General features: G+C 72.7%; 23 protein-coding genes. 6 read left to right on the top strand and 17 right to left on the bottom strand.

What is annotated here, in order from left to right; all coding sequences use genetic code 11:
* Positions 1-49 precede the first annotated feature (49 nt).
* Entirely contained in the window at positions 50-1,630 is a 1,581-nt protein-coding gene (locus EEW87_RS02625; protein WP_225985388.1) for an AMP-binding protein, read from the top strand.
* 24 nt (positions 1,631-1,654) lie between these two features.
* Here EEW87_RS02625 and EEW87_RS02620 read toward each other — a convergent pair whose 3' ends face one another.
* Entirely contained in the window at positions 1,655-2,875 is a 1,221-nt protein-coding gene (locus EEW87_RS02620) for a WXG100 family type VII secretion target (protein ID WP_123090783.1), read from the bottom strand.
* 150 nt (positions 2,876-3,025) lie between these two features.
* Between EEW87_RS02620 and EEW87_RS02615 the strand changes: the two genes are divergently transcribed.
* Positions 3,026-3,487, top strand: coding sequence for a Fur family transcriptional regulator (locus tag EEW87_RS02615; protein ID WP_068274148.1), 462 nt, complete (start codon positions 3,026-3,028; stop codon positions 3,485-3,487).
* An 88-nt stretch (positions 3,488-3,575) separates the two neighbouring features.
* Positions 3,576-5,159 (top strand): catalase, encoded by a 1,584-nt coding sequence (locus tag EEW87_RS02610; RefSeq protein WP_123090784.1) that lies wholly within the window; start codon positions 3,576-3,578, stop codon positions 5,157-5,159.
* A gap of 27 nt (positions 5,160-5,186) precedes the next feature.
* Here the strand turns inward: EEW87_RS02610 and EEW87_RS02605 are convergent, their stop codons facing one another.
* The 15 genes from EEW87_RS02605 to EEW87_RS02535 form a co-directional block, all read right to left on the bottom strand.
* Positions 5,187-5,969, bottom strand: a complete 783-nt coding sequence (locus EEW87_RS02605) for a TrmH family RNA methyltransferase (RefSeq protein ID WP_123090785.1) — start codon at positions 5,967-5,969, stop codon at positions 5,187-5,189.
* 26 nt (positions 5,970-5,995) lie between these two features.
* On the bottom strand, positions 5,996-6,376 hold the full coding sequence (rplT, locus tag EEW87_RS02600) for a 50S ribosomal protein L20 (RefSeq protein ID WP_068274144.1): 381 nt from the start codon (positions 6,374-6,376) through the stop codon (positions 5,996-5,998).
* A gap of 39 nt (positions 6,377-6,415) precedes the next feature.
* Complete coding sequence (gene rpmI, locus EEW87_RS02595; protein ID WP_068274142.1) at positions 6,416-6,610, bottom strand: 50S ribosomal protein L35; 195 nt, start codon at positions 6,608-6,610, stop codon at positions 6,416-6,418.
* A 50-nt stretch (positions 6,611-6,660) separates the two neighbouring features.
* Positions 6,661-7,293: a translation initiation factor IF-3 gene (gene infC / locus EEW87_RS02590; RefSeq protein WP_308012932.1), complete on the bottom strand. Its 633-nt coding sequence runs from the start codon at positions 7,291-7,293 to the stop codon at positions 6,661-6,663.
* 311 nt (positions 7,294-7,604) lie between these two features.
* Positions 7,605-8,831, bottom strand: coding sequence for an MFS transporter (locus tag EEW87_RS02585; RefSeq protein WP_123090786.1), 1,227 nt, complete (start codon positions 8,829-8,831; stop codon positions 7,605-7,607).
* Between the two features lie 74 nt (positions 8,832-8,905).
* On the bottom strand, positions 8,906-9,667 hold the full coding sequence (locus EEW87_RS02580; protein WP_123090787.1) for an SseB family protein: 762 nt from the start codon (positions 9,665-9,667) through the stop codon (positions 8,906-8,908).
* Positions 9,664-10,413: a bifunctional 1-(5-phosphoribosyl)-5-((5-phosphoribosylamino)methylideneamino)imidazole-4-carboxamide isomerase/phosphoribosylanthranilate isomerase PriA gene (gene priA, locus EEW87_RS02575; protein ID WP_123090788.1), complete on the bottom strand. Its 750-nt coding sequence runs from the start codon at positions 10,411-10,413 to the stop codon at positions 9,664-9,666. Before priA ends, EEW87_RS02580 begins: the two co-directional genes overlap by 4 nt.
* A complete protein-coding gene (hisH, locus tag EEW87_RS02570; RefSeq protein WP_068274132.1) occupies positions 10,410-11,024 on the bottom strand; it encodes an imidazole glycerol phosphate synthase subunit HisH in 615 nt (204 codons plus the stop codon). Before hisH ends, priA begins: the two co-directional genes overlap by 4 nt.
* On the bottom strand, positions 11,021-11,587 hold the full coding sequence (locus tag EEW87_RS02565; RefSeq protein ID WP_068274128.1) for a hypothetical protein: 567 nt from the start codon (positions 11,585-11,587) through the stop codon (positions 11,021-11,023). The genes hisH and EEW87_RS02565 overlap by 4 nt, the downstream gene beginning before the upstream one ends.
* 10 nt (positions 11,588-11,597) lie before the next feature.
* Positions 11,598-12,209, bottom strand: a complete 612-nt coding sequence (gene hisB / locus EEW87_RS02560) for an imidazoleglycerol-phosphate dehydratase HisB (protein ID WP_068274126.1) — start codon at positions 12,207-12,209, stop codon at positions 11,598-11,600.
* Positions 12,206-13,375: a histidinol-phosphate transaminase gene (locus EEW87_RS02555; RefSeq protein WP_123090789.1), complete on the bottom strand. Its 1,170-nt coding sequence runs from the start codon at positions 13,373-13,375 to the stop codon at positions 12,206-12,208. Before EEW87_RS02555 ends, hisB begins: the two co-directional genes overlap by 4 nt.
* Positions 13,372-14,733: a histidinol dehydrogenase gene (gene hisD / locus EEW87_RS02550; protein WP_123090790.1), complete on the bottom strand. Its 1,362-nt coding sequence runs from the start codon at positions 14,731-14,733 to the stop codon at positions 13,372-13,374. The genes EEW87_RS02555 and hisD overlap by 4 nt, the downstream gene beginning before the upstream one ends.
* A gap of 62 nt (positions 14,734-14,795) precedes the next feature.
* Positions 14,796-17,768: a bifunctional [glutamine synthetase] adenylyltransferase/[glutamine synthetase]-adenylyl-L-tyrosine phosphorylase gene (locus EEW87_RS02545; protein ID WP_123090791.1), complete on the bottom strand. Its 2,973-nt coding sequence runs from the start codon at positions 17,766-17,768 to the stop codon at positions 14,796-14,798.
* The gene (locus EEW87_RS02540) at positions 17,768-19,096 is read right to left on the bottom strand and encodes a glutamine synthetase family protein (RefSeq protein ID WP_123090792.1); all 1,329 of its coding nucleotides are present in this window, start codon (positions 19,094-19,096) and stop codon (positions 17,768-17,770) included. Before EEW87_RS02540 ends, EEW87_RS02545 begins: the two co-directional genes overlap by 1 nt.
* Before the next feature lie 96 nt (positions 19,097-19,192).
* A complete protein-coding gene (locus EEW87_RS02535; protein ID WP_123090793.1) occupies positions 19,193-21,523 on the bottom strand; it encodes an immune inhibitor A domain-containing protein in 2,331 nt (776 codons plus the stop codon).
* A 187-nt stretch (positions 21,524-21,710) separates the two neighbouring features.
* On the opposite strand from EEW87_RS02535, the gene panB reads away from it, so the two are divergent.
* Positions 21,711-22,607, top strand: coding sequence for a 3-methyl-2-oxobutanoate hydroxymethyltransferase (gene panB, locus EEW87_RS02530; RefSeq protein ID WP_123090794.1), 897 nt, complete (start codon positions 21,711-21,713; stop codon positions 22,605-22,607).
* A 32-nt stretch (positions 22,608-22,639) separates the two neighbouring features.
* A complete protein-coding gene (locus EEW87_RS02525; RefSeq protein WP_123090795.1) occupies positions 22,640-23,266 on the top strand; it encodes a class I SAM-dependent methyltransferase in 627 nt (208 codons plus the stop codon).
* A gap of 77 nt (positions 23,267-23,343) precedes the next feature.
* Here the strand turns inward: EEW87_RS02525 and EEW87_RS02520 are convergent, their stop codons facing one another.
* The gene (locus EEW87_RS02520) at positions 23,344-23,547 is read right to left on the bottom strand and encodes a methionine aminopeptidase (protein WP_225985042.1); all 204 of its coding nucleotides are present in this window, start codon (positions 23,545-23,547) and stop codon (positions 23,344-23,346) included.
* 47 nt (positions 23,548-23,594) lie between these two features.
* On the opposite strand from EEW87_RS02520, the gene map reads away from it, so the two are divergent.
* Positions 23,595-24,473 (top strand): type I methionyl aminopeptidase, encoded by an 879-nt coding sequence (gene map, locus EEW87_RS02515; protein ID WP_068274109.1) that lies wholly within the window; start codon positions 23,595-23,597, stop codon positions 24,471-24,473.
* The last annotated feature ends 19 nt before the right edge of the window (positions 24,474-24,492 follow it).

The following is a 24,492-nucleotide window of genomic DNA, read 5'->3' as shown; positions in this document are numbered from 1 at the left end:
TCACCCCGTGCCCGAGCCCAGCCACGCCGTGGGACGCACCGACCTGCCGATGCCCGAGCGCACGATCGGCGCCGACCTCGACGCGACGGTCGCGGCGCACGCAGACCGGGACGCGCTCGTGGAGATGGCGAGCGGGCGGCGCTGGACCTACGCCCAGCTGCGCCGCGACGTCGACGAGCTGGCCCGCGGCTTCCTCGCCATGGGCGTGCGGCCGGGTGACCGCGTCGGCATCTGGGCCCCGAGCTGCGCCGAGTGGACCCTCACCCAGTACGCGACGGCGAAGATCGGCGCCGTCCTCGTCACCGTCAACCCCGCCTACCGCACCCACGAGCTGCAGTACGTCCTCGCCCAGGCCGGCACGAGCGTGCTCGTCTGCACGCAGTCCTTCAAGGGCAGCGACTACCCGCAGATGGTGGCCGAGGTGCGCGACGAGCTGCCGGAGCTGCGCGAGGTCGTCGTCATCGGCACGCCGTCGTGGGACGCCCTCGTGGCCGGCGCGCGGTCCGTTGACGCCGACGAGCTCGCCCGGGTCGGCGAGGGGCTCGCCCCGGACGACCCGATCAACATCCAGTACACGTCGGGCACGACGGGCTTCCCGAAGGGGGCGACCCTCTCCCACCGCAACATCCTGGGCAACGGGTGGTTCGTCGGCGAGGGCTGCCGCTACACGCACGAGGACCGGATCTGCATCCCCGTGCCCTTCTACCACTGCTTCGGCATGGTCATGGGTAACCTCGCGGCCACCTCGCACGGGGCCTGCATGGTCATCCCCGCCCCCGCCTTCGACCCCGCCCTCACGCTGACCGCCGTGGCGGCCGAGCGGTGCACGAGCCTGTACGGGGTGCCGACGATGTTCATCGCCGAGTGGGCCCTGCCGGACCGCGAGAGCTACGACCTGTCCACCCTGCGCACGGGGATCATGGCCGGCTCCCCCTGCCCCGCCGAGCTCATGCGCCAGGTCCTCGACGCCGGGATCAGCGACATGACGATCTGCTACGGCATGACCGAGACCTCGCCGGTCTCGACGCAGACGAGCCCGGACGACCCCTTCGAGGCGAAGGTCGGCACCGTCGGGCGCGTCGGACCTCACCTCGAGGTCAAGGTCGTCGACCCGACCACCGGCGAGACGGTGCCCCGCGGCGAACCCGGTGAGCTGTGCACGAAGGGGTACTCCGTGATGCTCGGCTACTGGCGCGAGCCGCAGAAGAGCGCCGAGGCGATCCGCGACGGGTGGATGCACACGGGCGACCTCGCGGTCATGGACGACGAGGGCTTCGTGCGGATCACCGGGCGGATCAAGGACGTCGTCATCCGTGGGGGCGAGAACATCTACCCCCGCGAGATCGAGGAGTTCCTCTACACCCACCCCGACGTCCTCGACGCCCAGGTCATCGGGGTCCCCGACGATCGCTACGGCGAGGAGCTCATGGCCTGGGTGCGTCTGCGCGAGGGCGCCGAGCCGATGACCGCGCAGTCGCTGCGCGACTTCTGCACCGGCCGCCTCGCCCACTACAAGATCCCGCGCTTCGTCCACGTCGTCGACGACTTCCCGATGACCGTCACCGGAAAGGTGCGCAAGGTCGAGATGCGCGAGGCGGCCGCGCAGATCCTGCGGCGGGACGGTGCCTGACGACGGGCGAAGGGGTGCGCCCCCTCAGTCGTCGAGCTCGACCTCCTGGAGGGTCCCGTCGGGCTTCACGGGGTTCTCGAGGCCGTTGGGCAGGAAGGGGTTGTCGGAGTCGAGGACGTCCTGGCGGTAGGGCTCGGCGTCGGACTCGTTGCTGATGACGAGCTGCCCGTCGCGGATGACGAGCCCCTGCGACAGCGGGCTGAGGTCGTCGCGGACGACGGTCTGCTCCCCCGTCACCGGGTCGACCTGCACGAGGTTCGACGGGTCGTCCGGGCCACGGGACTGCGTGAAGTAGTAGTGCTCGCCGTCGCTGACGAGCCCCTGGATGTTGTACGGGGCCTCGAAGGTGTGGACCGGCTCGGGCATCCAGGTGCTCGGCGGGCCGGGCGAGTACGCCGGGGTCGGCAGCTCGCCGTCCGGTCCGAGCTCGTACTCGTAGACCGTCGGGGTGTCGCCGTCCGCGTCGCCGCGGTTGAGGTACTCGGCCACGACGAGCCGCCCGTCGGCGACGGTGAGCGTCGAGCCCGTCGGCACCCGCACCGTCTCGACCGGGGCGGTCGGGTCGGCGGAGGTGTCGTCACCGCCGGCCGCGAGCAGGGTGTCGAGCGAGTAGCGCTGGACGTACGAGCCGTCGCTGCCCTCCTCGCCGTTGCCGGAGACGTAGACGTTGTCCCCGTCGACGGCCAGGCCGCCGTAGTGGTCGTTGCCCTCGACGGGCACGTAGCGCGTCTGACCGTCCTCGGTCTGGATCGCGAGGAGCCCCTGCTCGGGGTTGTCGTGGTCGTAGAAGGCCCAGACGTAGGCGCCCTCCTCCTCGCTGTAGCCGAAGCCCTGCGGCACCCACGGGCGCCCGTCGTCGGGATAGGGGATCTCGACGTCCTCGGCGCTGGGCAAGGGGCCGCGGCGACCCCCACCGGGATCGGTGCTCGTGCGGACCGGCCCGGTGCCGCCCGTCCCGGGCGCGCCGCCGCCCCCTTCGCCGCTCGCCGCGCGCTGGTCGGCCGCCTGCTGCCGGGCCCGCTCCGAGACGAGGCGCAGCATCGCCGACGCGTCGCCCAGCGAGCGGTGGGCGCCCTGCCACTGCTGCCCGAAGGACTCGACGTCGGGGCCCGACCACGACTGCCCGAGGACCGCCATCCCCGAGGTGCCCGTCTGCGCGACGACGTCGACCCGGTCGGCCAGCGCCGACAGCGCCACCCCCACCTGCTCGACCCGCTCCGGGTCCTGCCCCTGCGTCACCGTCATCGGCTTCCCCCGTCTCTCGCGCACGGCCTGCTCGTCCCGGGTCAGCGTAGGGGCACCCCCGCCGCTCGCCCATGGGGACGACTCCCCGGCCGACGCCCCGCCGGGCGCCCTAAACTTGACTGGTTCCAGATCATGCGGGACTCTGGACGGATGCACCCCACCCTGTCCCCCGACGACGCCGCGCAGATGCTGCGTGCGCGGTCGCTGCGGGTGACCGCGCCGCGGGTCGCGGTCCTCACGGTGCTCGCCGCGGCACCCCACGCGACGGTCGACGTCATCACGACCTCGACCCGCGAGGTGCTCGGCTCGGTGAGCACGCAGGCCGTCTACGACGTCCTCGCCGCTCTCGCCCGCGCCGGCCTCGTGCGCCGTTTCGAGCCGGCCGGCCACCCGGCCCGCTACGAGATCGAGCTCGGCGACAACCACCACCACCTCGTCTGCCGCTCCTGCGCGACGATGGTCGACGTCGACTGCGCGACGGGCTCCGCCCCCTGCCTCGACGCCGCCGACGACAACGGCTTCGCCATCGACGAGGCCGAGGTCATCTACTGGGGCCTGTGCCCCCGGTGCCAGGCCGAGCTCGAGCCGGCGCTGAGCGTGGACGCCCGCTGAGCGCACAGGCCCCCCGGTGGGTCATGATCGAGGTGGGCCGCCGCGACGCGGACCGGCCGGCTGAGATCTCGACCGAGGAGCGCAGCGCATGTCCACCCCTTCGCACCCCGCCCCGCACGCAGGCCCTGACGGGACCGTCGACGTCTCCGGGCCGTCCACCACCGCCAGCGGTGCGCCCGTCGCCAGCGACCGCAACAGCCTCTCCGTCGGGGCGAACGGCCCGCTGCTGCTCCACGACCACCACCTCGTCGACACGCTCGCCCACTTCAACCGCGAGAACATCCCCGAGCGCAAGCCGCACGCGAAGGGGTCCGGCGCCTTCGGCCGCTTCGAGGTGACCGGGGACGTCAGCCGGTACACGAAGGCCGCGGTCTTCCAGCCCGGGGCGACGACCCGGATGCTCGCCCGCTTCTCGACCGTCGCCGGCGAGCTCGGCTCGCCCGACACGTGGCGCGACGTCCGCGGCTTCTCGCTGCGCTTCTACTCCTCCGAGGGCAACTACGACCTCGTCGGCAACAACACCCCGGTCTTCTTCGTCCGCGACCCCATGAAGTTCCCCCACTTCATCCGCAGCCAGAAGCGCCTGCCGGACTCCGGGCTGCGCGACATGACGATGCAGTGGGACTTCTGGACCGCCAACCCCGAGTCGGCGCACCAGGTCACCTACCTCATGGGTGACCGCGGGCTCCCCCGCACGTGGCGTCACATGAACGGCTACGGCTCGCACACGTACATGTGGGTGGACGCGCAGGGCGAGCGCTCCTGGGTGAAGTACCACTTCCACAGCGAGCAGGGGGTCGAGGCGCTCACCGGCGAGGCCGCCGAGCGGATCGCCGGGTCGGACGCGGACTTCCACCGCCGAGACCTCTTCGAGGCGATCGAGCGCGGCGACGCCCCACGCTGGACGATGTCGGTGCAGGTCATGCCCTACGAGGACGCGAAGGCCTACCGGTACAACCCCTTCGACCTCACGAAGGTCTGGCCGCACGAGGACTACCCGCTCATCGAGGTCGGCACGATGACCCTCGACGAGAACCCCGTGAACTTCTTCGCGCAGATCGAGCAGGCCGCCTTCGCGCCGAGCAACACCGTGCCCGGCATCGGCTTCTCCCCCGACAAGATGCTCCTCGGCCGGGTCTTCGCCTACGCCGACGCGCACCGCGCGCGGGTGGGTGTCAACGCCGACCAGCTGCCGGTCAACCGCCCCGCGGTCGAGCGCACCAACGCCTCCGTCTTCGACGGGGCGATGACCTACGAGCACTCCGGTGCCGCGCCGACCTACCTGCCGAACAGCTACGGACGCCCGCACGCGGACGAGACCGGCCCGGTGGCCGCGGGCTGGGAGGCCGACGGCGAGATGGTGCGCTCGGCCTACGAGCTGCACCCGCAGGACGACGACTTCGGCCAGGCGGGGCTGCTCGTGCGTGAGGTCTTCGACGACGCGCAGCGCGAGCGGCTCGTCGCCACCGTCGCGGGCACCCTGCCCGACGTCGTCGAGCCCGTCCTGTCCCGGGTCTTCGAGTACTGGCGCAGCGTCGACGGCGACATCGGCGCGCGCATCCAGGCCGCCTACGAGGAGGCGAAGGGGGCCAGCCTCCCCGGCGGCGACGCCGACGACGCGAAGGCCGAGCAGGACGTCATCAAGGAGTGCCGCACCCACGCGGACGCCTGAGCGGCGCCGGCCCTCGGTCTGTCGAGGTCAGGCGCGGGTCGAGGCGTAGAGGCACAGGGTCGCCGCCATCGCGAGGTTGAGCGACTCGGCGCGCCCGTAGATCGGGACGCGGACGACCTCGTCGCACGCGCGCAGGAGCTCGTCGGGCAGGCCCCAGGCCTCGTTGCCCATGACCCAGGCGTGGGGGCGAGTGCGGTCGACCTCGTCGACGCTCGCGCTGCCCGAGCCGTCGGCGGCGTAGGTGCTCACGCCGGCCTCGCGCAGGCGGGCCAGGGTGGTGGGCACGTCGAGACCGGTGACGACCGGGACGTGGAAGAGGGAGCCGACGGTCGAGCGGACGACCTTCGGGGCGGTGACGTCGACCGAGGACCCCGAGACGAGGACGGCGTCGGCCCCCGCGGCGTCGGCACCGCGGATGACCGTGCCGAGGTTGCCGGGGTCACGGACGTTGGTGAGGAAGACGAGGGTGCGGGGGCCGGCGGCGAGGACGTCGTCGAGCCCGGCGGGCTGCCAGCCGACGACGGCGGCCATGCCCTGCGGGTGCTCGGCGTCGCACATCGCGGCGAGGACCTCCTCGCTCACCTCGTGCACGAAGCGACCCGCCTCGCGCGCGTCGTGGACGACGTCGGCGTAGCGGTCGGCCGCCTCGGCGGTGACGTAGAGGTCCACCACGTCGTGGGGGGCGAAGCGCACGGCCTCGCGCACGCCCTGGGGGCCCTCGACGAGGAGGCGTCCCGTGCGGCGTCGCACGGGACGACGAGAGAGCCCTCGCACCGACCGCACCCGGTCGGAACCGGGGTTGGTCAGCACGGGGCTCTCTCGGTGCTGCTCTGCGCTCAGGCGCTGGCCGTCTCGGTCTGCGCCGGGACGTTGGCCCGGGCGATCTCGACGAGCGCGGCGAAGGCGGCCTCGTCGTTGACGGCGAGCTCGGCGAGCATGCGACGGTCGACCTCGATCTCAGCGGCGCGCAGCCCCTGGATGAAGCGGTTGTACGTCATGCCGTTGGCGCGGGCGCCGGCGTTGATGCGCTGGATCCACAGGCGACGGAAGTCGCCCTTCTTGGCCCGGCGGTCGCGGTAGCTGTAGCCCAGCGAGTGGGTGACCTGCTCCTTGGCCTTGCGGTAGAGCCGCGAGCGCTGACCGCGGTAACCGCTGGCCCGCTCGAGGACGACCCGGCGCTTCTTCTGGGCGTTGACCGCCCGCTTCACGCGTGCCACGTGAGTACTCCTTCGTTGTGGGGTGTGTCGACTGGCAGGTCAGAGGCCGAGGAGCCGCTTGACCTTCTTGGTCTCGGCCGGGCTCAGCTCGACGTCGTTCGCCAGGCGGCGGGCGTGCTGCGGGGTCTTCTCGTGGAACTTGTGCACGTGGTTGGCGCGCTGGCGCATGATCTTGCCCGAGCCGGTCACCCGGAAGCGCTTCTTGGCACCGCTGTGCGTCTTGTTCTTCGGCATCTCGCCGTTCTCCTTGCTGATCTGCTCTGCTGGTTGGCGGGGGACGGCGCTCAGGCCTGCGAGGTGCTCTCGCTCGCGGGGGCCTGCTCGACCTGGTCGGCCTGGACCTCGGTGCTCTCGACCTCGGTGGTCTCGGTCTGCGGGGTCTGGGCCTCGACGGCCTCGGCCTGCGCGGCCTCGTCCTTCATCCGACGCTGCTGGGCGCGTGCCTCGGACTTCTTCTTGGTCGGCCCGAGGACCATGACCATGTTGCGGCCGTCCTGCTTCGGCGAGGACTCGACGAAGCCGAGCTCGGCGACGTCCTCGGCGAGACGCTGCAGGAGACGGAAGCCCAGCTCCGGGCGCGACTGCTCGCGACCGCGGAACATGATCGTCACCTTGACCTTGTCGCCGGCGCTGAGGAAGCGCACGACGTGGCCCTTCTTCGTGCCGTAGTCGTGGGCGTCGATCTTCGGGCGGAGCTTGATCTCCTTGATGATCGTGTTGACCTGGTTCTTGCGCGCTTCGCGCGCCTTCATGGCGGCTTCGTACTTGTACTTGCCGAAGTCCATGAGCTTGGCCACAGGGGGCTTGGCCATCGGGGCGACCTCGACAAGATCGAGGTCGGCCTCGGCGGCCAGACGGAGGGCGTCCTCGACCCGGACGATCCCCACCTGCTCCCCGTTAGGCCCGACAAGCCGCACCTCGGGGACACGGATGCGGTCGTTGATGCGAGGCTCGCTGATGTGATGCTCCTTCGTCGGTGGTCCTGGTCCCGGCACGACGAAGGGCTCCTCGCCGTGCGAGGAGCCCACCTGGACACGAGCACCACGACGCCGTCGGCCCCCCGCCGAGACGGCGAGGCCGAGGACGACCGTGACGGTCGCGACCTGAGACCCGGCCGATCGAGTCGGCCCGGGTGGAAGCGGTGAAGCCCCTCTTGCGCTGCACGCGGACGTGCAACCGGTCGAGGTCAAGACTAGCAGCGGCCCCGCGGCCGACGAAATCAGCCCGGTCAGCCCACGCGGGCGGGCGGGCGCGACGCCCGGGCCGACGCGACGGAGCGGCTGCGCCGCCGCGCCTGGAGCACGACGAGAGCCGCTCCCGCGACGAGCAGACCCGCCACGGAGACCGCGACGAACCCCGCCGGGGCACCGGCGTGGTCGATCGCGAAGCCCGCGACGGGAGCACCGAGGGCGCTGCCTCCGGTGATCGCCGACCCGTGCCAGCCGAGGGCCTCGCCGCGCGAGCGCTCGGGCACGATCCGGCTCAGCTGCTCGGTCGTCGCGGTGAGCGTCGGCGCGCAGAAGAAGCCGGCGAGCAGCAGGGCCAGGCTGCTGACGAGCGTCGACGAGGTGAGCGCGACCGGCAGCGTGGCGAGCGCGAGGGCGACGAGGAGCACGTGCGCGGGGACGCTGCGGTGCCACGTGCCGTAGAGCAGACCGCCGACGAGCGAGCCGAAGGCCCACACGGCCATCGCGACCGCGACCCCCGTCTCCTCCCCCACCGCGCGCAGCAGCGCGACGACCGAGACGTCGGTGCCCGAGAGGATCACCGTCGTCGCGGCGGTCATCGCGAGCACGGCGACGGCCGCGCCGGAGAACCACGAGCGCGCCGGGGCGAGGGTCGAGGAGGACTGCGTCGAGTCCTGGGCGGGCGCGTCGCTGACGATCGTCGGGTCCATCCACCACATCGCCGCCGCGCCGAGGACCCCCAGCCACATGAGGACGAGCAGGACGTAGCGGGTGTCGAGGGCGCTCGCGGCGACGACGCCGATGGCGGGGCCGATCATGAAGGAGATCTCCGTCGCGACGGAGTCGAGCGACAGCGCGCTGCGGCGCTGCTGCTCGGGCACGGCGTGGAGGATCATCTGGCGCAGCACCCCCCAGATCGGCACCTGGAAGAGGCCGGCGACGACGACGGCCGCGACGAGGGGCCAGTACGACAGGAAGGGCGCGACCGACCACACGAGCGGCAGCACGACGAGCGAGGGCACGAAGGTGCGACGCAGGCCCTGCCGGTCGACGAGCCGGCCGCGCCACGGGTTGCTCACGGCGAGCGCGAGGGTCAGCGCCATGCTCGCGATGCCGGCCTTGCCGTAGCTCTGCCCGAGGTGGGAGACGACGTGCAGCGTGAGCGCGATGAGGCTCGCCGCCATCGGGGTGCGCAGGATGATGCCGAAGATCAGCGCGTGGCGCACCTGCGGGATCCGCAGCACGTCACGGTAGGGGGCGATGGTCACAACCACCTATGGTGCGGCTGCCCCGCCCTCCCCGGCAAACCGGTCCCGACGGGAGGCGAAGGGGGTGAGCGTGCTCACCGCACCCGGAAGGTCAACGCATCCACCCGCGCCCGCAGCTCGCCGTCGGCGGCGAGCCGCTCGCCCACCCCTTCGACGACGGCCTGCAGCTGCTCGGTCGCCAGGCCGGGCACGATCTGCAGCGACAGGACGAGCTCGCCGGCCTCTGCGCCCGCGACGAGCTCGTGCCCGAGGACCTGGGGCGCACCGGAGAGCGCGGCGTCGACGGAGCGGGCGACGAAGGGGTCCTCGTGCGGCGGCAGCCAGGGCTGACGCTGGACGAGCGCCCACAGCATGCTCGAGCGCACCTCGACGGCGTGCTCGCTCGCGCAGTCGAGCACCATGAGCTGGGCCTGCTCGGAGATCGCCGCCTCGGCGGCCCGCTCGGCCGTGACCGGCACGGGGCGCAGCGAGGTGTCGAAGGCCGCGAGGTCGGCAGCGCTGGAGAAGACGGGCAGCGCGGTGCGCCCGTCGGGGTTGTCGAGCAGGACGACGGCCATGTCCGTCTCCTTCTCGGCGGTGAGGCCGCCCACGCCCTCGGTCGTCTCGGCCGCGACGGCCGTCACCGGCACGAGCAGCCGAGCACCGCGCAGGGCCTCGACGAGCGCCGCGTCGTCGCCCGTGCCGAGCGCGGCGCCCAGGCGAGGGTCGCGCGAGCCGTCGTCGCCCTCGAAGCCCGAGTGCGGCACGGCCCGCCCGCCCCACGGGACCCCGGCCGAGTCGGCCGGGCCCGTCTGCGGGACCTGCTCGGGCTGGTCGGGCTTGTCGGGAGAGGTCACTGGGGCCCGGCCGCCGCGATGGCGTCGGCCATCGTCAGGGTGCCCCGGTAGAGCGCCGAGCCGACGATCGCTCCCTCGACGCCCGCCGGCACGAGCTCGCGCAGGGCGGCGACGTCGTCCGCGGTCGTCACGCCGCCGGAGGCAACGACGGGTCGCTGGGTCGCGGCGCAGACGTCACGCAGGAGCGAGAGGTTCGGCCCGGCGAGCATGCCGTCCTTCGCGACGTCGGTGACGACGTAGCGGGCGCAGCCCTCGGAGTCCAGGCGCGCGAGCGTCTCCCAGAGGTCTCCCCCTTCGCTCGTCCACCCGCGCGCCGCGAGCGTCGTGCCGCGCACGTCGAGACCGACGGCGACCCGGTCGCCGTACGTCGCGATGGCGCTCGCGGTCCACTCGGGGTCTTCGAGCGCCGCGGTGCCGAGGTTGACGCGCCGGCACCCGGTCGCGAGGGCGCGACGCAGGGTCACCTCGTCGCGGATGCCCCCGCTCATCTCGACGTCGATGTCGAGCCGGCCGACGATCTCGGCGAGCAGGTCGGCGTTGCTCCCCCGCCCGAAGGCGGCGTCGAGGTCGACGAGGTGGAGCCAGCGCGAGCCCTGCTCCTGCCACGACAGCGCCGCCTCGACGGGGTCGCCGAACTGGCCCCCGCTGCCGGCGACGCCCTGGACGAGCTGGACGGCCCGCCCCTCGGAGACGTCGACGGCCGGCAGCAGCTCCAGGCTCGGGATCGGGTCGGTCGCGCTGGTCATAGTGAGCTCACCCAGTTCTTCAAGAGGTGCAGTCCCGCGTCCCCGGACTTCTCGGGGTGGAACTGCGTGGCGGACAAGGTGCCGTCCTCGACGGCGGCGGCGAAGGGGTGGCCGTGCTCGGCGACCGAGACCACCCGCTCCCCCAGCGCCGCCGTGTCGGTGACGGCGTAGGAGTGGACGAAGTAGAAGCGCTCGCCGTCGAGCCCGTCGAGCAGCGCGCTGCCCCGGCCGGCCACGACGGGGGTCCAGCCCATGTGGGGCACGACGGGGGCGTCGACCCGGTGCACCGAGCCCGGCCACAGGCCCAGGCCCGGCTGCGGGTCGGGCGAGGGCTCGTCGGAGCCGTCGAGCATGACCTGCATGCCGACGCAGATGCCGAGGGTCGGTGCGCCGTGGGCGAGCCGGGCCCGGACGACCTCGCCACCACCGGCGTCGCGCAGACCGGTCATGCACGCGTGGAAGTTGCCGACGCCGGGCACGAGCAGGCCGTCGGCCCGCTCGGCGCGGGCGAGGTCGGAGGTGAGCTCGACGGCGGCGCCGACGTGCTCGAGGGCGCGGACGACGGAGCGGACGTTGCCGCTGCCGTAGTCGAGGACGACGACGTCGGTCATGGGCGGCCGTCCTCGGCGACGCGCGCGAAGCCGGCGAGCGAGCGCGGGTCGGGCTCGACGAGCGCGCCGGGCTGGTCCTCGCCGCGCACGACCTGCGCACCGGGCAGCTGGAGCACCTCGAGGACGTGCGCGAGCCAGTCGTGCGAGGGCAGCTGGGTCTCCTCGAGCGCGGCGGTCACCTCGGCGGTGCTCACCCCGGCCCCGGCGAAGGGGGCGAGGTCACCCGGGCGCAGCGGCGCGAGGTCGCCCTGGCGCACGAGCGAGCCCCGACGCATCCGGACGGCCCAGCGCTTCATCGTGCGCCAGCCGGTGGACTGGGCGGCGATGACGGCGCGGTCGCCGACGACGCCGAGACCGAGGGAGGGCGCCACGCGCGGCCCGACGGGTCGGGCGAGCAGCACCGACGTCGGGTCGTCGTAGGGGGCCGCGGCCGCGACCCGGCCGGGCGCCGCGGAGACGAGGGTCCAGCCGTGCTGCTCGGCGACGTGGCAGGCCACGACGCCGCGCCGCACCCACGTCGAGGCCGACGCGGCCGACGCGGAGACGAGGACGAGTGCGCTCACCGGGATCGGCTTACAGCGCGCCCTTGGCGCTGGGGATGCCCTCGACCCGGGGGTCGAGAGCCACCGCGGCGCGCAGGGCACGGGCGACGGCCTTGAACTGCGCCTCGACGATGTGGTGCGGGTCGCGGCCGGCGAGCACGCGCACGTGGAGCGCGATGCCGGCGTGGTGGCCGAGCGTCTCGAGGACGTGCCGGGTGAGGGAGCCGACGTAGGCGCCGCCGATGACGACGTACTGCTGCCCCTCGGGCTCACCGGTGTGGACGACGTAGGGGCGGCCGGCGACGTCGACGACGGCGTGCACGAGCGCCTCGTCGAGCGGCACGGTCGCGTCGCCGAAGCGAGAGATGCCGGACTTGTCGCCGAGCGCCTCGCGCAGGGCGTCGCCGAGGCAGATCGCGACGTCCTCGACGGTGTGGTGCGCGTCGACGTCGGTGTCACCGGTGGCCGTGACGTCGATGTCGATGAGGCTGTGCTTGGCCAGCGAGGCGAGCATGTGGTCGTAGAAGCGCACCCCCGTCGAGACCGAGCTGCGCCCGGTGCCGTCGAGGTCGATGCGCAGCTCGACCGAGCTCTCGGACGTGGCGCGCGAGATGGTCGCGGTCCGGTGCTGCTGGGTGGTCACGGGCGGGCCCCTTCGGCAGTGGCGGTCGTGGTGCTGGTCGGCGCGAGGTGCTGCGGGAGCAGGGAGCGCAGGGCGGTGAGGAAGGCGGTGGTCTCCTCCGGCGTGCCCGCGGTGACCCGCAGGTGGCCGGGGATGCCGACGTCGCGGACGAGCACGCCCGCGTCGAGCAGAGCCTGCCAGGTGGCGGGGGCGTCGGCGAGCCCTCCGAAGAGGACGAAGTTGGCGTCGCTGGGCACGGGTCGCAGACCCATCTCGGCGAGCTCGGTGACGAGCCGGTCGCGCTGCTCCTTGATCGCCTCGACCGTCGACAGCAGCCGCGGTGCGTGGGCCAGGGCGACCTCGGCGACGGCCTGGGTGGGCGTCGAGAGGTGGTAGGGCAGGCGCACGAGCCGCAGGGCGTCGACGAGGCTCGGGTGCGCGGCGAGGTAGCCCAGGCGCGCCCCGGCGAGGGTGAAGGCCTTGCTCATCGTGCGCGTGACGACGAGCCGCTCGTGGTGCTCGAGCAGCGCGAGGGCGCTCGGGGTGCCCGGCCGCGCGAACTCGGCGTACGCCTCGTCGACGACGACGATCGCCCGGGGCGCGGCCGCGAGGACCGCCTCGATCGACTCGAAGGGGAGCGCGGTGCCCGTCGGGTTGTTCGGGGAGCACAAGAAGACGAGGTCGGGGTCGCTCGCCCGGACCTGCTCGACCGCCGAGCCCACCTCGAGGTCGAAGCTCTCGGCGTCGCGCTGGCCGTCCACCCACCGGGTGCCGAGGGTCTCGACGATGATCGGGTGCATCGAGTACGCCGGGGTGAAGCCCAGGGCGGTGCGCCCGGCCCCTCCGAAGGCGAGCACGAGGTGCTGGAGCACCTCGTTGCTGCCGTTGCCGGCCCACACCTGCTCGGGACGCAGCCGGGCGCCGGACTGCAGCTCGAGGTAGTCGACGAGCGCCTTGCGCAGCCCGACGAACTCGCGGTCCGGGTAGCGGTTGAGCCCGGCGAGGTCCTCCCCCAGGCGCGCGAGGACGTCGGCGACGACCTCGTCGGGCACGGGGTAGCTGCTCTCGTTGGTGTTGAGCTGCACGGCGACGTCGAGCTGGGGGGCGCCGTAGGCGGTCCGGCCGCGCAGGTCGGGTCGCAGGGCGGCCTCGACCTGGGCGCCGGGGGCAGGTGCGGGCCCGCTCATCGGGCGACCGTCTGCCCGGTGCGCGCCGTGACGGCCTCGCCGTGCGCGGGCAGGTCCTCGGCCTCAGCGAGCGTGACGACGTGCTGCCCGACCTCGGTGAGGGCCTGCTCGTCGTAGTGGATGACGTGGATGCCGCGCAGGAAGGACTGCACGGACAGGCCGCTGCTGTGGCAGGCGCACCCGCCGGTGGGCAGGACGTGGTTGCTGCCGGCGGCGTAGTCGCCGAGCGAGACGGGGCTGTACGTGCCGACGAAGACCGCGCCGGCGTTGCGCACCCGGGCGGCGACGGCGGGCGAGTCGGCCGTGATGATCTCGAGGTGCTCGGCCCCGTAGGCGTTGACGACGGCGAGCCCGGCGTCGAGGTCGTCGACGAGCACGACCCCGGACTGCGGACCGGTGAGGGCGGTCCGGACGCGCTCGGAGTGCTTCGTCGCGAGGGCGCGTCGGGTCACCGCCTCCTCGACGGCGGCGGCGAGCTCGGTGCTGTCGGTGACGAGCACCGACGCGGCGAGCGGGTCGTGCTCGGCCTGGCTGACGAGGTCGGCGGCGACGTGCTCGGGGTCGGCACCCGCGTCCGCGAGCACGGCGATCTCGGTCGGGCCGGCCTCGGAGTCGATGCCGATGAGGCCCTTGAGCAGGCGCTTGGCGGCGGCGACGTAGACGTTGCCCGGGCCGGTGACGAGGCTCACCGGCTCGCAGCGCGGCACGCGCCCGTCGACCGGCTCGGCCGTCGTGTCGTCGAAGCCGTGGGCGAAGGCGGCGACGGCCTGGGCCCCGCCGGTCGCGTAGACCTCGTCGACCCCGAGGAGCGCGCAGGCGGCGAGGATCGTCGGGTGGGGATAGCCGGCGAGCTCCCCGGCGTTGTCGCGCTGGGGCGGGCTCGCCACGGCGAGCGAGGAGACCCCGGCGATCTGGGCGGGGACGACGTTCATGACGACCGAGGACGGGTAGACCGCGAGACCGCCGGGCACGTAGAGGCCGACGCGGTCGACGGGCACCCAGCGCTCGGTGACGGTGCCGCCCGGGCTCACCTGGGTCGTGGTGTCGGTGCGCACCTGGTCGGCGTGCACGAGCCGCGCCCGCTCGATCGAGACCTCGAGCGCGCGGCGCACGTCGGGGTCGAGGAGCTCGAGCGCGCGCTGCATGACCTCGGCCGGCACGCGCAGGCGTTGCGGGCGCACACCGTCGAAGCGCTCGGCGAGCTCGAGGAGAGCCTCGGCGCCGCGCTCGGCGACGTCGGCGACGATGGGGGTGACGGCATGCAGGGCGGCCTCGACGTCGTACTCCGCGCGCGGCAGCGCCGCACGCAGCTCGGTCACCGACAGGTCGGTACCACGCAGGTCAGTCGTCGAGAGCATGGCTCCATCTTAGGTACCGCTCGCGGCACCCCTTCGCCAGGTCTCATCAGGCGGGGGTGCGCTCAGACCTCGCCGTAGAAGACCCGGTCGGTGACGGAGCGGGCGTGCCGCGCCGTGCGGCGGTAGGACTCGGCGAGGGTGAGCCCGGACTGCGGCGGCATGCCGACGATCCGGCCGACCCCGTCGGCCTCGCGCAGGTTCGACGGCACCGAGTCGACGGGCCGGGCGCGCAGCAGCATCCCCGCGTTGCGCAGCCGCGAGGCCATCGACCACGCCTCGCGCATCGCGTCGGCGTCGGCGCGCTCGAGCAGACCGGCCTCGACCGCGGCCGCGATCGCCGGCAGGGTCTGGGTGGTGCGCAGCCCCGGCATCTCGTGGGCGTGCTGCATCTGGAGGAGCTGGATCGTCCACTCGACGTCCGACAGCCCGCCGTAGCCGAGCTTGAAGTGGGTGCGCCGGTCGGCGCCGCGCGGCAGCCGCTCGCCCTCCATGCGCGCCTTGAGCCGCCGCACCTGGCGCACCGCCTCGGGCGGCAGACCGCCCTTCGGCCACCGCATCGGGTCGACGAGCGCCATGAAGCGCTCCCCCAGGGCCTCGTCGCCCGCGCACGGGGCCGCGCGCAGCAGGGCCTGGGCCTCCCAGGGCTCGGACCACCGCTCGTAGTACGCGCGGTAGGACGCGAGGCTGCGCACGAGCGGGCCGGCCTTGCCCTCCGGGCGCAGGTCGGCGTCGAGCCCGAGCGGCGGGTCGCTGCCCGGTGTGCCGAGCAGCGTGCGCAGACGGGAGACGACGGCGGCCGCCGCCTCCTGGGCCTCGGCGTCCGCCACCCCGTCGTGGGGGTCGTGGACGAAGAGGACGTCGGCGTCGCTCGCGTAGCCGACCTCGCGCCCGCCGAGGCGGCCCATGCCGACGACGAGCAGGTCGGTGCCGAGCGGGCGCCCGAGCTCGGCCTCGACGGCCGGCCCGACGACGCCGAGCGCCGCGTCGAGGGTGGCGCAGGTGAGCTCGGTGAGGGCACGCCCGACGTCGTCGAGCCCGATCTGCTCGGTGAGGTCGGCGACGGCGACGCGGAAGAACTCGGCGCGTCGGATCGCCCGGATCGAGGAGATCGCGCTCTCGAGCTCGTCCTTGCGGCCGGCGGCGGCCCGCATCCGGCGCTCGATGTCCTCGCGCGAGCGCGGGACGAGCCCGCCGCTCTCGCCGAGCATCTGCACCGCCTCCGGGCTGGCGAGGAGCAGGTCGCCGGTGAAGCGGCTCGCCCCGAGCACCCGGGCGAGGGTGCGGGCGGCGGTGCCCTCGTCGCGCAGCAGGCGCAGGTACCAGGGGGTCGTGCCGAGGGCGTCGCTCACCTTGCGGAAGGCGAGCAGCCCGGCGTCGGGGTCGGCCTCCTCGCCGAACCACTCGAGCATGACCGGCAGCAGCTGGCGGTGGATCGATGCGCTGCGCGAGACGCCCCCGGTGAGCCCCTCGATGTGCCGCAGCGCGCCCGCGGGGTCGCGGTAGCCCAGCGCCAGCAGGCGCTCGCGGGCGGCTTCTGGCGACAGGCGCACGTCGTCGTCGGAGAGCCGGGCGACCGCCGAGAGCAGCGGGCGGTAGAAGAGGCGCTGGTGCAGCCGGCGCACCTCGAGCGAGGTCTCCGAGCGCAGCGCGGTGACGCCCTTCTCCGGCTCGGAGAAGATGCGCAGGGCCCGGCCGAGGTGGCGCAGGTCGGTGGCCCCGGTGGGCATGAGATGGGTGCGTCTCATGCGGCGCAGCTGGATCCGGTGCTCGAGCGTGCGCAGGGTCCGGTACGCGTGGTCGAGCGTCGATGCGTCACGTCGCCCGACGTAGCTGCCCCGGGACAGGGCGGCGAGCGCGTCGAGGGTGGTGCCCGAGCGCAGCGTCTCGTCGGTGCGCCCGTGGACCATCTGGAGCAGCTGGACGCTGAACTCGACGTCCCGCAGCCCGCCCGGACCGAGCTTGAGCTGGCGCGCGGCCTCGCCGCTGGGGATGTGGTCCTCCACCCGGCGCCGCATGGACTGCACGTCGTCGACGAAGTCCTCACGTGAGCTCGCCTGCCACACGAACGGTCGGATGGCGTCGAGGTAGGCAGCGCCCACCTCGGGGTCCCCGGCCATCGGGCGGGCCTTGAGCAGCGCCTGGAACTCCCAGGTCTTGGCCCACCGCTGGTAGTAGGTGCGATGGCTGGCCACCGTGCGCACGAGCGGACCCTGGGCGCCCTCGGGCCGGAGGTTGGCGTCGACGGGCCACAACGACCCGTGCGCGGTCGACGAGGCGCAGGCCGACATCAGCCGGCTGGCCAACCGGGTCGCGGCAGCGATCGCCTCGCCCTCGTCGTGCCCCTCGGCGGCCTCGGCGACGAAGATGACGTCGACGTCGGAGATGTAGTTGAGCTCTCGACCGCCGGCCTTGCCCATGCCGATGACCGCGAGGCGTGCCGCCGCGGCCTCGTCGGGCAGCTCGTCCTGGGCGATGACGAGCGCGGCCTCGAGTGCTGCGCCGGCGAGATCTGCGAGGGCGGCGGCAGCGACCGGCAGCTCCGAGACGGGGTCGCCGGAGGTGACGTCGAGCGCGGCGATGGCGACGAGCTGACGCCGGTACTCGACGCGCAGCGCGTCCTGGGGCTCGAGGTCACCTGGGTCGCGCACGGCGGCGATCATCGCCCCGGCTCGGGCTGCGGGGTCGAGCCCCTCGGCCTCGACGACCGCGTGCCAGTGCCCGGGGTGCGCGACGAGGTGGTCGGTGAGGGCGGTCGACGCACCGAGCACCCCGAGGACCCGACGTCGGGCCCGGTCGTCGGCGCACAGGGCGCCGAGCAGTCCGTCCTCGCCCTGCTGGGCGGCCGCCTCGACGAGGCGCACCAGGCCGAGGAGCGCGGCGTCTGGGTCGGCACAGCGAGACAGCGTGTCGACGAGCGCGTCGCGGCAGCCCTCGAGCTCGGTGAGCACGGGGTCGGCGAGCAGCTGCTCAGCACGCTCCGCGTCGACCAGGCCGCGCCGGGCCAGGCTCGACGGCTCTCGTCGCCCGGGCGCCATCACAGGCGAGGCAGCAGGCGCTCGAGCTCGAAGGGGGTGACCTGGCGCCTGTAGTCCTCCCACTCCTGCTTCTTGTTGCGCAGGACGAAGTCGAAGACGTGCTCCCCCAGGGTCTGGGCGACGAGCTCGCTGGACTCCATCGCGTCGATCGCCTCCGAGAGCGAGGCGGGCAGGGGCTTGATGCCCATGGCGCGACGCTCGCGGTCCGTGAGCTGCCAGACGTCGTCCTCGGTCTCGGCCGGCAGGTCGTAGCCCTCCTCGATCCCCTTGAGCCCCGCGGCGAGCATCACCGAGAAGGCGAGGTAGGGATTGCACGCGGCGTCGAGCGTGCGCACCTCGACCCGGCTGCTGTTGGCCTTGTTCGGCTTGTACATCGGCACGCGGACCATCGCGGAGCGGTTGTTGTGGCCCCAGGTGAGGTGCGCCGGTGCCTCGCCGCCGCCCCACAGCCGCTTGTAGCTGTTGACCCACTGGTTGGTGATGAGGGTGAACTCGCGTCCGTGGGTGAGCAGGCCGGCGATGAACTGCCGCCCGGTCTTGCTCAGCGAGTACGGCGCGCCGGGCTCGTAGAAGGCGTTCGAGTCGCCCTCGAAGAGCGACATGTGGGTGTGCATGCCCGAGCCCGGGTGGTCGGCGAAGACCTTGGGCATGAAGGTCGCGTAGATGCCCTGCTCAAGGGCGACCTCCTTGATGACGGTGCGGAAGGTCATGATGTTGTCGGCCGTCGACAGCGCGTCGGCGTAGCGCAGGTCGATCTCGTTCTGGCCCGGGGCGCCCTCGTGGTGGCTGAACTCCACGGAGATGCCCACCTGCTCGAGCATGGTGATGGCCGCGCGACGGAAGTCGTGCGCCGTCCCCTTCGGCACGTGGTCGAAGTACCCGCCCTGGTCGACCGGCTCGGGGGCCCCGGAGCCGGACTTGAGCAGGAAGAACTCGATCTCGGGGTGGGTGTAGAAGGAGAAGCCCATGTCCGCGGCCCGCGAGAGCGTGCGCCGCAGGACGTAGCGCGCGTCGGCCAGCGCCGGGTTGCCGTCGGGCAGGGTGATGTCGCAGAACATCCGCGCGGTGCCGGGGCGCTCGCCGCGCCACGGCAGGACCTGGAAGGTCGAGGGGTCGGGCTTGGCCAGCATGTCCGCCTCGTACACGCGGGTGAAGCCCTCGATGGCGCTGCCGTCGAAGCCGATCCCCTCGGCGAAGGCACCCTCGAGCTCCGCGGGGGCGATGGCGACCGACTTCAGCGTCCCGAGGACGTCGGTGAACCACAGCCGCACGAAGCGGATGTCGCGCTCCTCGATGGTGCGAAGGACGAACTCCTGCTGGCGATCCATGGCCCCATCCTGCCCCATGGACGCACGACGCCCGCCGTGACCACGCGGGTCACGGCGGGCGCCGTCGGGGGTGGCGTCAGGCACGCCGGGCCGGGCTCACTTCTTGCGCGAGACCTGGACCTGCATGTTGTCGCCGGTGCCGGAGAGCACCTCGATCGTCGTCCCGGAGCCCGCGACCTTCGTCGAGCCCTGGGGGTTCTTCGCCGACCAGTACTTGTCGACGTTGGTGTCGTCGAACTTCGGGATGGCCGCCTGCCAGCGCAGCGAGGTCGCCGTGCCGTTCTTGTGGAAGGTCACCGGGTCGGTCCGCTCGAGGCCGAAGGTGGCGTCGAAGGGCTGACGACGGTTGCCCAGGAGCGAGCCGTCCGAGAACGTGACCGGGGTGGGCCGGGCGTCGACGGGAAGGACCTGGCCGTAGCCGGGGTGCTGGCTCGTGTTGTTGTCGGTGTACTCGTTGTTGATGTACCAGACGAGCAGGCCGTTCTGGTACGGGAAGCGCTCCACCCAGTCCGGCTTGGTCGAGGACCAGCCGAAGTTGTACGGGCCCGTCTTGAGGTACTTGTCGTACCCGCTGTAGACGCGGTTCTCCGCGAGGTAGTAGCTCTGGACCGTCTCGGTCGTCGTGCCGTCCATGCGCTCGAAGCCCTTGGCGGTCCAGCCGTTGTCACCGGACTCGACGTCGTCGGAGAGCAGGGTCGCGCCGTCGGCGGTCACCGTGATGTCGTCGAGGAAGGGACCGTCCTCGTGGACGCCGCCGTCGGTGGCGTAGCGGAAGCGGAAGTCGACCTTCTGACCAGCCCACTTCGACAGGTCCCAGGTCTTCTGGGTCCACGAGCGGCTGACACCGCTGATCGGGCTGCCGGTGTCGGTCCACGTCGCGCCGCCGTCGGTGCTCACCTGGCCGTAGAGGAAGTCGTAGCCCTCCTCGATGTCGTACCAGGTCCAGGCGGAGACCGAGGCGGTCTTCTTGCCGGTGAGGTCGATGCTGCGGGTCAGCGTGCTGTTGAGGTCGTCCGCCGAGCCGCCCCACCACTGCATGGAGCCGGAGTGCGGGGTGTTGTACTCCGTCGTGTTCGTCTTCTCCGGGAGGAGGACGGACAGCGCCTGCGGCCGCTTCTTGTCGTCGCGGTCGGCCGGGCCGAGCTTGGCCGTGGTCACCCGCTTCTTCGACGGGTCGATGGTCTGGACGTCGAGCCAGCCGAGCTGCAGCTTCTCCCACGCGCCCATGTAGCCGGGCTTGGAGCCGATGTCCTCGGTGCCGTCGTTGAGCCAGCTGCCGGCGGACATGAGGGTCCAGAAGCCGGTGCCGTTGTCGCCACCGGCGGTGTCGTAGAGGTCGGGCAGACCGAGGTCGTGGCCGAACTCGTGGGTGAAGACGCCCAGGCCGCCGTTCTCGGGCTCGGTGGTGTAGTCACCGATCCACAGGCCGGAGTCTCCGATCGGGACACCACCGAGGAGGTTGCCGGAGGGGCCGGCCTTGCCCGCGAGGTTGGAGTAGGCGTACCAGCGGTGGCTCCAGATGGCGTCCTCGCCCTCGGCGCCGCCGCCGGCCTCCTCGCCCTCACCGGCGTGGATGGCCTGGAAGTGGTCGATGTAGCCGTCCGGCTCGTCGAAGTCGCCGTCGCCGTCGTGGTCGTAGCGGTCCCACTGGTCGAAGGTGCGCAGGTAGGCCTTGATCTCCTCGAGGCTCTTGCCCTGGGCGACCTGGTCGTCGTACCAGGCCTGCGCGGTGTCCTTGACGTAGTTCCAGTAGCCGTCGGCCTCGGATGTGCCGTCGCCCTTGACGGGGTTGTGGCCGTAGCGCGCCTCGTTGTAGGGCACCTTCACCCAGTCGGAGACGTCACCGGTGGTGCTGAAGCGACCGTTGGACTGCTTGAGGTAGAAGTCGCGGAAGGACTCCTCGCCCTCGGCGAACATGAGGTCCTGGTAGTGCTCCTGGTCGAAGTCGCTCTGCCAGATCGTCGAGTTGTTGTCCGTGGCGTCGTTGTTCCAGTTGCGGTCCGGCTTCGGGATCCGGTTGTGCACCGGGCCCGGGGCGCCGCCCTGGGGGGAGCTCACCTTGTCGCCGAAGTCGGTGAGGACCGTGAAGACCGAGGCCTCGCGGTTGACGTCGTACTCGACGTACTTGCTCTTCTTGCGGTTGCCCTTGCCGTCCTTCGCGCCCTTGAGCTCGATGACCTTCTTGCCGCCGCGGGTGACGACGTCGGCCTCGCCCTTGACGAGCTTGTCGACGGCGTCCTCGCGCAGGCGGCGCTGCGCGTCGCCCAGCGGGTTGGGCTTGTCGTCCTGCTGGACGTTCTTGCTGGTCCCGTCCTGGGGCGGGACCTCGCTCGCACCGGCGGTCGCGGTCGCGGTCGTGGGGGCGAGGGTGAAGACCAGGGCCGAGGTGGCGATCCCGGCCAGAGCTGTGCTGTGACGTCTCTTCACTAGGGGACTTCTTTCGTGGACGAGCGGCTCAGGGGTGCCGCGTGACGGTCCTCGTAGTTGAGCAAGCCGTCCGGCCGTCCGGAAGAGATCCGAGATCTTCTTGGAGGAATCCTTACTTCTTGCAGTCCGTGCACTGACTGCCGAGCGGTCATCCTGCCCCGTCGGGGCGACCCCCTAGGCTGACGCCATGCCCTCGAGCCCGAACGCCCAGGACGCACCCGGCGAGACCACCGCCCCGTACGGCGGGGGCACCGCCCCGGCCGCCGCCGGCGCCGCCGGCAAGCGCCGCGTGCGCATCCCGCACCTGCAGGCGATGACCGACCGTGGCGATCGCTGGAGCATGCTCACCGCCTACGACATGTACACGGCGGAGATCTTCGACGAGGCCGGCATCGAGGTGCTCCTCGTCGGCGACTCGGCCGGCAACAACGTCTACGGCTACGACACGACGCTGCCGGTGAGCGTGGAGGAGATGGTCTTCCTCACGCGGGCCGTCTCCCGCGCCGCGACGCGCGCGCTCGTCCTGGCCGATCTCCCCTTCGGCAGCTACCAGGCCTCCCCCGAGCAGGGCTACCTCACGGCCGCCCGCTTCATGAAGGAGGGCGGCGCGCACGCCGTCAAGCTCGAGGGCGGGGTCGAGATGGCACCGACGATCGAGCGCCTCGTGCGCGGCGGCATCCCGGTGTGCGCGCACATCGGCTTCACCCCGCAGAGCGAGCACACCCTCGGCGGCTACCGGGTCCAGGGCCGCGGCGAGGAGCAGGCCGAGCGCACGCTCGCCGACGCCCGCGCCGTCGAGGCCGCCGGGGCCTTCGCCGTCGTCCTCGAGATGGTGCCCGCGCCCGTCGCCGCCCGGGTGAGCGAGGAGCTGCGCATCCCCACCGTCGGCATCGGTGCCGGCCCGTCGTGCGACGCCCAGGTGCTCGTGTGGCAGGACATGGCCGGCCTGCGCGGGGGCAAGGCGCCCCGCTTCGTCAAGAAGTACGCCGACCTGCGCGGCGAGCTCTCCCGCGCTGCGGGCGAGTTCGCCCGTGAGGTCCAGGCCGGCACCTTCCCCGCCGCGGAGCACTCCTTCGATGCCTGACGCAGGCGTCCCGACGCGAGGGCTCCACGTCGATGCCTGACGACCTGCCCGAGATCCGCACGCGCTGGTCCGAGGTGAGCGGCGGCATCGACGCGGCCACCGCCTACCAGCGCCGCTTCGACGCGCTCGTCGAGCGCGGCGTCGACATCCACGGCGAGGCCCGCTTCGTCCACGAGCTGCTGCCCGCCCCCATCCGGGTCCTCGACGCCGGCTGCGGCACCGGGCGCGTCGCGTCCGAGCTGACCCGCCTGGGCCACGACGTCGTCGGAGTCGACGCCGACGGCGACATGATCGAGGTGGCGCGCGAGCGCGACGACGTCACCCGCTTCGTGCGGGCCGACCTCGCCTCGCTGGAGCTGCGCGGCCAGACCTTCGACGTCGTGCTCATGGCGGGCAACGTCGTGCCCTACCTCGCCGACGGCACGCTCGTCGACGTCCTGCGCCACCTGCGCGGCCATCTCACCCCCGAGGGCGTCCTCGTCGCCGGGTGGTCGCTGCCCGGGCACGAGCCCGCCGCGGCCGCACCGGTCTCGTGGCAGACCTACGAGCGCGCGACCTTCGCCGCCGGGCTCTCCCTCGTGCGCCGCTACGCCGGGTGGGACGCCCAGGCGTGGCCGGGCGACGGCTCGTACTGCCTCGCCCTCCACCGGCGCAGCTGAGGGCTGGTCCGAGCACGGCGAAGGGGGAGCCACCCGCTGCGGCGGGCGGCTCCCCCTTCGTCGGCCGGAGACAGGCCTCAGCGGCCCTCCTCGTACTCCTCGTCCTCCTGGTCCCACTGCGCGGTGCGCTCGGCGGCCGAGGCGAGGGCGTTGCGGGCCTGCTCCTCGGTGTCGTACGGGCCCATGAGGTTCTCTCCCGCGGACTTGCTCTCGTCGGGCTCCACCTGACCGGACTCGATGTTGTACCAGTAGGTCATCGACAGCTCCTTCTGCGCAGACATGGCGGCCTCGCCGTTGCGTCGCCGACGAGATGCCTAGACTCCACCGTATGCCCGGAGCAGCACCCGCCAGCCCCGCCGCGCCCGTCCGACCCGGCACGGTCTCGCCCCGCCGACCCGTCCCGGCCTCGATCACCCGTCCCGAGTACGTCGACCGCCCCGCGCCCCAGCCGTACACCGGCCCCGAGGTCAAGGACGCCGAGACGATCGAGCGGATGCGCGTGGCCGGCCGGCTCGCCGCGCGGGCCATGGCCGCCGCCGCCGAGGTCATCGCCCCGGGCGTGACGACCGACGAGATCGACCGCGTCGGCCACGAGTACCTCCTCGACCACGGCGCCTACCCCTCGACCCTGGGCTACCGCGGCTTCCCGAAGTCGCTGTGCACCTCGGTCAACGAGGTCGTCTGCCACGGCATCCCCGACGACCGCCCGCTCCAGGACGGCGACGTCGTCAACATCGACATCACGGCCTACCTCGACGGCGTGCACGGCGACACCGACGCGACCTATCTCGTCGGCGAGGTCGACGAGGAGTCGCGCCTGCTCGTCGAGCGCACCCACGAGGCGATGATGCGCGGCATCCGCGCGGCCGTGCCCGGCCGCCAGGTCAACATCATCGGCCGGGTCATCGAGAAGTACGCGGCCCGCTTCGGCTACGGCGTCGTACGCGACTTCACGGGCCACGGCATCGGCAGCGCCTTCCACTCCGGTCTCGTCATCCCGCACTACGACGCGGCCCCCGGCTACGACACCGTCATCGAACCCGGCATGACCTTCACCGTCGAGCCGATGCTCAACCTCGGCACCCACGAGTGGACGATGTGGGAGGACGGCTGGACCGTCGCGACGAAGGACCTGCGTCGCTCGGCGCAGTTCGAGCACACCGTCCTCATCACCGAGGACGGCCCCGAGATCCTCACCCTGCCCTGACCCCCTGACCGCGCACGAG

This window comes from Janibacter melonis (assembly GCF_003721155.3).
GTDB classification, from domain to species: Bacteria; Actinomycetota; Actinomycetes; order Actinomycetales; family Dermatophilaceae; genus Marihabitans; species Marihabitans melonis.
The sequence above is the reverse complement of the archived record's forward strand: the minus strand, read 5'-3'. Positions and strand labels throughout refer to the sequence as shown.